This is a genomic window from Longimicrobium sp. (assembly GCF_036554565.1).
Taxonomy (GTDB): Bacteria; Gemmatimonadota; Gemmatimonadetes; order Longimicrobiales; family Longimicrobiaceae; genus Longimicrobium.
In genome coordinates this window covers 1-7,746 of sequence record NZ_DATBNB010000591.1, presented here as the reverse complement: position 1 = coordinate 7,746, position 7,746 = coordinate 1, and the positions used below count along the sequence as shown (strand labels likewise).

Sequence of the window (7,746 nt, the reverse complement as noted above, 5' to 3'; positions counted from 1 at the left end):
AGTTGCCGCGGTTCAGCTGGGCGCGGCCCAGCCCGACCTTGGCCAGGTTGCTCGTGGACTGCGCCGCCAGGGCGGAGGTCATCCGCACGATGGCGGTGTCGAACGCCGCCAGCGTACCGATCCCCGGCCGGAACTGCGTGGTGTCGACCGGATTGATGGGGCCCGTGTCCGGGATCACCGAGAACGGGATGTTGCCGCAGAAGCCTTCGGCAAGCGTCATGTAGGCGTAGCCCTCGATGGCGCGCAGCGTGGCCAGCGTGGCCGGAAGGCTCGCCGCACCCACGGCGCCCGTGTTGAACTTTTCGGCTGTCGCGGCCGCGCGCCGTGCGTTCACCCGGGCTTGCTGCAGGCGTGCGTACGCCACGTCCGACGTGTTGCCCAGCGCCGGCGGCTGCTGGTCGCGCTTGTCCGTCGCCTGCCGGGTGACGAACGTGTCGGCGGCGTACAGCTCGTCGGCCAGGAGCGACGATACCGTCAGGTAGGCGTCGTCGGACGCGCCGCTGTAGGCGATGAAGAACGTGCGCAGCGCGCCGGCGTACAGCCCCGGCACCGACTCGGCGTTCTCCAGCTCTTCCGGCGACACCTGCTCCGGGTCGCGCACCGCCAGGAGGCGGTCCAGGTCGCAGGCGCCCAGCGGCAGCGCGAGCGCGCCGAGGGCGAGGATCCTGGGAAGAGGCCGAAGCCCCTTCCCGAAAATTCCAGTGAATTTCATTGGTTCAGCTCACCGCTCAGAAGGAGAGGTCCAGGCGGACCGTGAAGTAGCGGACCGGCGGCTGCGTGTTGAACTCACCCTGGGTGAAGTTCGAGCCAGCGCCCGTCTCGTTGATCTCCGGATCCAGCCCGGTGTAGTCGGTCCACGTCTTGAGGTTGCGGCCCGAGAACGTCACGCTGGCACCGCGAAGCGCGGGCAGGTTCTGGCCCAGGCGGTCGGGCACGCCCACGCGCAGCGAAAGCTCGCGCCACTTGATGAACTCGCCGTCCTCGATGTAGCCGAAGGCGGTGGCGCCCAGGCCCTGGGCCGCGGGGGCCGTGCTCGCCACGTAGCGCGCCTGGTCGGCGAGGTCCGCCTTCGGGTTGCCGGTGGCGTTGCACTGCGACTGCGTCTGGCTGCGGCAGCGGAAGTACTCCGTGAAGTTCAGCTGCTTGTGCCCGGCCCGGCGCTCGAAGAGCGTGGTGATCGACACGGTGCCGAACAGCGTGAGGTCGGCCGAGAACGACTGCGTGTTGGTGGGGAGCGACGGCCCCACGTACGTGAAGTTCAGCGTGTCGCTGGTCAGCCCCTGCGCCTTGCGCAGAGCGTTCTGCGTGGGGACCACCAGGAAGCGCGACGAGTCGACCTTGACCTCGGTGCGGCTGATCAGGCCGTCGCCGTTCGCGTCGGCGTAGGTGTAGGGCGTCGCGAAGAACGCACCCGTGGGGAACCCCTCACGGTGATTCTGCGGGCCGCGGCCGAAGACGATGGGAGCGATCCCCTCGCCCAGGTCCTCGATCTCGTTCTGCAGCGTGGTGAGCGCCAGTCGCACGTTCAGACGGGTGTTCGTGCGGTCCAGGAGCAGCGCGTTGATCCCCAGCTCCGTTCCCGAGTTGCGGATGCTGCCCAGGTTCTGGAACACCTGGCCGCCCGAGACGGTCGGCGACGTGAGGCCCTGCGACGGCGCAAGAGGCCGCTGCACCAGCGCGTCCTGCGACCGCTTGTTGTAGATGGTGAAGTCGGCGGCCAGGCGGTCGTCGAACAGGCCCACGTCCACGCCGCCCTCGTACTCCGTCGTGATCTCCGGCTTCAGCGTGGGGTTGCCCGTGGACGTCGGCACCGCCGCGATCTGCGTGGTGGCCGCAAGCTCCACCGGCACCGCGCGCGAGAAGCTCTCGGCGTCACCGAACGACGGGCGAAGGCCGCTGCGGCCGGCCGCGGCGCGCAGGCGCAGGTTGCTCAGGAACGAGGTCTGCGGGAAGAAGGGCTCCTCGCTCACCACCCACGACGCGCTGGCCGACGGGTAGATCACGAAGTCCTCCACCAGCCCCGAGTTGCGGTCGCCGCGAAGGCTGGCGGCCACGAACAGGCGGTCGTTGATCGCAAGCTCCTGGCGCCCGAAGATGCCGAAGATCTTGTTGTCCGCGTCATCCTCGTTGACCGCGAACTGGGCCGTGCTGCCCCCGCACGAATCGGTGCCCACCAGGATGGCTTCGCCGTAGCAGGTCACGTTGCCGAAACGCTGCTGCTGGAAGCTGAGGCCGGCGGTGGTGGTGGTGGTGAGCGCGCTCGACACCTCGAAGGTGCCCACCGCGGTTCCGTTCAGGGTGTACTGGTAGTTGTTCGCCCGCCGCGCGTCGCGGAACCCGATCACGTAGCTGTTGGCCAGCGGCAGGTTGTTCGGGTCGATGGTCTGCTGGTCGAACCGCGAGAAGAAGTCGAGGCCCGAGTTGGCGTTCAGCGACAGCCACGACGTCGGACGGAAGTTGGTGTTGGCGCCCAGGAGGAAGCGGTCCACCTGCTGGTTCGCCACCACGAACCGCATGTCGGCGTTGTTGTAATTGAACTGCGCGCCCAGGCGGCGGCCGCCGCAGGTGGGCGTTACGCACAGCGAGGCGCCCGCCGGGTTCGTGCGGCCGATCGTCGAGCTCTCCATCCCCGGGATGTACTGCCCCGGCCCGGTCAGGCCGTTGATCAGGGGGCTGAAGACGTTGTTGTCGCCCTGGGGCGACTGAAGGTCGGTGCGGATGTAGCCCGCGTTGACCTGGGCGGTCAGGTTGGACCGCAGCTGCGCGTTCAGGTTGGCGCGAAGATTGGTGCGGCTGAGGGTGTTGTAGTCGATCACCCCGCGCTCGTTCTCGCGGTCGCCCGACAGGTAGTACGTGAGGTTCGCCGTGCCGCCGGACACGTTGATGCCGGCCTTGCGGCGCAGGCCCGTGCTGAACGGCGTGGTGCGGGGGTCTCGGAACTGGTTGAAGCTGTACGTCGCACCCTGCGTGCACTTGCCGGCCGCCACGGTTGCGCGGGTGGATGCCTCGTTGGAGCAGAGGCTGAGCCCGGCGGCGAGCAGACCCGTGGAGGGGTTGTAGATGGTGGTGTCCGGATTGATCGTGCCCTGCACCGTGGCGTAGTTCAGGGGATACTCGTTCACGTCCTCGATCGATCCCGACTCCACGTACCCGCGCCACACCGTCTGGCCGGAGCGGCCGCGGCGGGTGGTGATCAGCAGCACGCCGTTGGCTGCCGCGGTGCCGTACAGCGCCGAGGCGGCGGGCCCCTTCAGGACTTCGATGTTCTCGATGTCGTCGGGGTTCAGGTCGTTCAGGCGGGTGGACTGCTGGCCGCCGACCGCGATGCCGGCCGACACGCCCGGCAGGGGGTTGGTGTTGGCGAGCACGCCGTCGATGTACACCAGCGGCTCGTTGCTCAGCGACAGCGAGTTGGCGCCGCGGATGCGGATGCGCTGGGCGGTGCCGGTGGTGCCGGCCGCTCCCTGCAGCGTCACGCCCGTGGTGCGGCCGGTCAGCACGTCGGCCACCTTCGTGATGGGACCCATGTTCAGGTCGCCCACGTTGATGTTCGACGTGTTGGTTCCCGCCTCGCGGCGGCGCTCCTGCTGGCCCGTGACCGCGTTCACCACGACGCCTTCCAGCAGCACCGCCGAGGGCGACAGCTGGAAGTTGGCGGTGGTGGTCTGCCCGGCGACGATGGTGATCGTCCGCGTGGAGGCGCTGCGGCCCACCAGGCTTACCGCCAGGGTGTGCGTGCCGGCCGACAGCTGGCCCATCCGATAGCGGCCTCCCGCATCGGTCACTACCTGCTGAGTTGTTCCTTGAACCCGAACCTGGACGCCGCTGAGCGGCTCTCCGGTTTCGGACGCCGTCACCTGCCCCGCTACCTCGCCCCGACCCTGCGCATGCGCAGAGGAGGGGAGGGCAGCCAGGGCGAGCAGCAACGACGCGCCGAGCGCACGAAGCTTCGACATGCTGTTCCTCCTGATGGTTTCCCGATTTGATGTCGCGAGCAGAGGTGCCCGCGACACCGCCCATCACCCCGCACTGCACGAGCCTGCGCCGACGGTCGGGAGGCTCGTGAGGGCGGAAACGCATCCCGGTGCACGGCAAGAACGGACGTTCGTCTCGTCATGGCCGCATCCCGAGATTCGCGGCGGGGATACCGCCGCACCACTTGAAAGGAACCCGGACACCCGGGCCGTGCACCGCCAGGGGACGGCCGCCGCGGCCGCCGCGTCACAGATCCGTTTATATCCGGGGCCCAGGGGTGGCAACCGCGTGCGCAACCGGGAGCCCGATACGATGTAACTGCATGGAGTGTATGGAGGATAGGGCACCGGCAGGCCTGTGTCAACGCCCGGCCCGCCGTTTGGTCGCGGATCCGCTCGTCTACCGTCGGAATAGTACACCGGGGAGGCCCTTCTCCGCCAGCCGTCCGTGTCCGCGCGAGGGTTGGAACGAGCGCCCCGCGCGGGGTGGCGAACGGGGTCCGCGGCTTTCTTTACGACGTTGGACGAACCCGAAACAGCCTGCATCGCAGCCTGCGAGATTCGGGCCAAACTGATCCGCTCCCACGTTGCAGCGGGTTCGCTACCGCCCGTCCGTGTTCAATTTGGCGGACCGGTTGCGGGCGATGCTCAACGTTTGCCACGCCGGCCCGGCGGCGTGCTTGGCCAGCAGCACGATCTGCCCCACGTGGTAGGCCGCGTGAACCAGCGCCCGGTCTACCGCCCCGATCACGCCGTGCGGCTCGCCGCGGATGTACACGGTCCGTCCCAGGTCGTCCGGGCCCAGCGCGTCCAGCGTTCCCAGCAGCGCCTGCCACCCGGATTCCCACGCGGCGGTGATGGACTCGCGCGTTTCTCCCTGCGCCACGAACTCCCCGTCGCGGTGGCGGTCGGGCTTCTCGCCATCCGTCGTCAGGAAGTCGGTCCAGCGCGAGCGCAGGTTCCCCGCGACGTGCCGGGCGATCACGGCGATGCTGTTGTCTTCCTCTCCCAGCGCGGCGAAGAAGTCCTCGTCGCCCACCTGGTTCATCGCCCCCTCCGCCAGCTCCTTGTAGTGGCGCGCCATCTTCCGCGCCTCTCCCAGGTACGCCGTCGCGAAGTCCATCTCCATCTCCTCTCGTCCGGAGGGCACCCGGCCACCGTGGAACGACATCCGGTCAACGATCATGCGGTCTCCATCGGGACACCCGCCATCGATCGCCGGAGGCGGAACGGCGTCACCGCGCGCCCGGATTCAGCCGCCGAAGCCGCGCGTCGCCTCGACGGACGCGCGGTACGCACCCACCTGGGCCGCGATCTCGTCCGCGGACCAGCCGAGGCCTGGCTGCGAACCCATCAGCCGCGCCACCCGTTCCGCCACCACGAGCCCCCCATCCATCGCCTCGTAGAAGAGGTGGAGACGGCGGACGAGGACGTCGGCGAGGGTCATCGCCATCTCGGCGCGCACCGCGTGCACCACCTCCGCCCAGATGTAGGGGTGCCCCTCCATGAGCCGCGAGGCGAGCGCCGCGTCGCCGCGGGCGGCGGCGAGGAGGTCGTCGGCGTCCTCGCCGTAGGCGCGCGCCAGGTGCTCGCCCGTGTCGGCGCCCAGCCCTGCCGCCACCGCCTCGCCCACCAGGCGCTCGCGGAAGGCCTCCCACGGTTCGCGCGGGTCGCCGGGAAGGGGAAGGTGCGCCGTGGGCGACATTCCCGCCTGCACGCCCTGCGGCTTCAGCTCGCGCACGGCGCGGTCCACCAGCTGGCGCGCCATCACGCGATAGGTGGTCAGCTTCCCCCCGCCGATGTTCAGCAGCCCGCCGGGGTCGCGCCAGATCTCGTGCTCGCGCGAGGTGGCGCTGGCCGTCACCCCGCCGCCCGCGCCCTTTTGCGGGGCCAGGAGGGGACGCACCCCCGCCCAGGTGCTGACGACGTCCGACTCGGTGAGCTTGGCGCCGGGGAAGATGCCGTTGGCCGAGTCCAGCAGGTACTTCACGTCTTCCGCGTCCGCGCGCACCTCGGCGGGCGAGCCGGTGAAGTCGGTGTCGGTGGTGCCCACGTAGCTGAACTCGCCCCAGGGAAGGACGAACATCACGCGGCCGTCCACGGGCGAGCGGAAGGTGACCGCGTTGCGGTTGCCGATGCGCTCGCGCGGAACGACGACGTGCACGCCCTTGGTGGGCCGTAGCCGGGGCGCGGCGCCAGGATCCGCCAGCTTGCGCACGGAATCGCACCATGGCCCGGTGGCGTTGATCACCACCCGCGCGCGCACCTCCACCGGCTCGGCGCCGGGGCGCAGGCAGTCGCGCACGCGCGCCCCCACCAGGGAGCCGCCCTCGCGCAGGAACCCGACGACCGCCGCGTGCGGAACCACGGCCGCCCCCGCCTCGTGCGCGCCGCGGGCGTTGGCCAGCGTCAGCCGCGCGTCGTCGACCGATGCGTCGAAGTAGCGCGCCGCGCCCACCAGCCCGTCCGTGCGCAGCCCCGGCTCTTCCTCGCGCAGGCGCGCGCGCGGAAGCATCGTGTGGCGCGCGATGTTGCGGAAGAGCGAAAGGCCGTCGTACAGCCACATCCCCGCCTGCAGCTTGCGGTAGCCCACGGGGCCGCCGCGGTAGACGGGAAAGAGGAAGGCCAGGGGATGCACCAGGTGCGAGGCCAGCCCCAGCAGGCGGCGCCGCTCGGCGCTGGCCTCGAAGACCAGGCGGAAATCGAAGGTTTCCAGGTAGCGGATGCCGCCGTGGATCAGCCGCGACGAGGTGCTGCTGGTGCCGCGGCCCACGTCGCCCGCGTCCACCACGGCCACGCGCAGCCCGCGCCCCGCCGCGTCGCGCGCCGCCGCCGCGCCGGTGATGCCGGCGCCGATCACCAGAAGGTCCCAGGTTTCGCCCGGCAGCGACCGCAGGTGCTCGTGGCGCGCGGCGGCCGAGAACGGGGCGAACCCCTCGTCCGGCATGGCGGAGATCGTCAGGCGGACGCGGCGGGACGGCCGGCGTCGGGAAAGCCGAGCGCCTGCAGCAGCGAGGTGAACGACACCTCGCTGTGGCTGAGGACGAAGATGCCCTCGAAGGTGGTGGCCAGGAAGGTGAAGTCGGTTTCGATCACTAGCCCGTGCGCCGCCTGGGGCGCCAGCTCGCTCCGCGGCCCCACCTTCATCTCCGGGGTGCCGATCATGATCCCCTTGCCCAGGAAGGTGCCCAGCACCCCCACGTAGGCCGCGCAAACGATGTTGCCCATCTCCATGAGCGCCGACTTTTCGAACGCGCCCACCTCCTGGTGCATGGATGGGTCGCGGCGCAGCATCAGCGCCACCATGCGCAGGGCCGTTTCCGTGGCCAGGACCAGCGAAGCGCGTTCGCCGCCGGCCTCGCTGACGCCGGTGATGGGCACGGTGATCACCACCAGGTCGCCGTCGCCGGGAAGGGCGGCGCCCACGCCCGCCCACTGGATGCGAGGGACGGAGATCATCACGGTCAGGCCGGTGAGGGCCGACAGGTTGGTGGCCGCGTGGCCGGCGCCGATGTTCACCACCTCGCGGATGGCGTCCATCTGCTTGGGGGTGACGGGGGTCTGGTTCATCGGGAAGTGCTGATGCGTTGAACGTATGGACGACGAGAATGCGTTCGGCTGCCCCGGGCGATTTCCGGGCCGCGCCGCCGCGCGGCGGGCACCCCCGCGCGAGCGGGGGTGCCATCCCTCCAATCAGAACCCGGCGACGGGCTCCATCTGTCCGATCTTTTCCCAGCTCGGGTCGGCGGAAAGCACCACGAGCACCACCAGG

The 7,746-nt window shown here is 70.1% G+C and carries 5 protein-coding genes; all 5 read right to left on the bottom strand.

The genetic code is table 11. The features are described 5' to 3' along the window. A partial coding sequence (locus tag VIB55_RS16275; protein WP_331877718.1) for a hypothetical protein occupies positions 1 to 712 on the bottom strand: 712 nt, incomplete at its 3' end. A 16-nt stretch (positions 713 to 728) separates the two neighbouring features. Beyond that, positions 729 to 3,956, bottom strand: a complete 3,228-nt coding sequence (locus VIB55_RS16270; protein ID WP_331877717.1) for a SusC/RagA family TonB-linked outer membrane protein — start codon at positions 3,954 to 3,956, stop codon at positions 729 to 731. A 619-nt stretch (positions 3,957 to 4,575) separates the two neighbouring features. After that, positions 4,576 to 5,097 (bottom strand): DUF1572 family protein, encoded by a 522-nt coding sequence (locus VIB55_RS16265; RefSeq protein ID WP_414681791.1) that lies wholly within the window; start codon positions 5,095 to 5,097, stop codon positions 4,576 to 4,578. A 129-nt stretch (positions 5,098 to 5,226) separates the two neighbouring features. After that, positions 5,227 to 6,921, bottom strand: a complete 1,695-nt coding sequence (locus tag VIB55_RS16260; RefSeq protein WP_331877715.1) for a glycerol-3-phosphate dehydrogenase/oxidase — start codon at positions 6,919 to 6,921, stop codon at positions 5,227 to 5,229. Between the two features lie 11 nt (positions 6,922 to 6,932). Then, a complete protein-coding gene (locus VIB55_RS16255) occupies positions 6,933 to 7,544 on the bottom strand; it encodes a chemotaxis protein CheC (RefSeq protein WP_331877714.1) in 612 nt (203 codons plus the stop codon). Positions 7,545 to 7,746 lie beyond the last annotated feature (202 nt).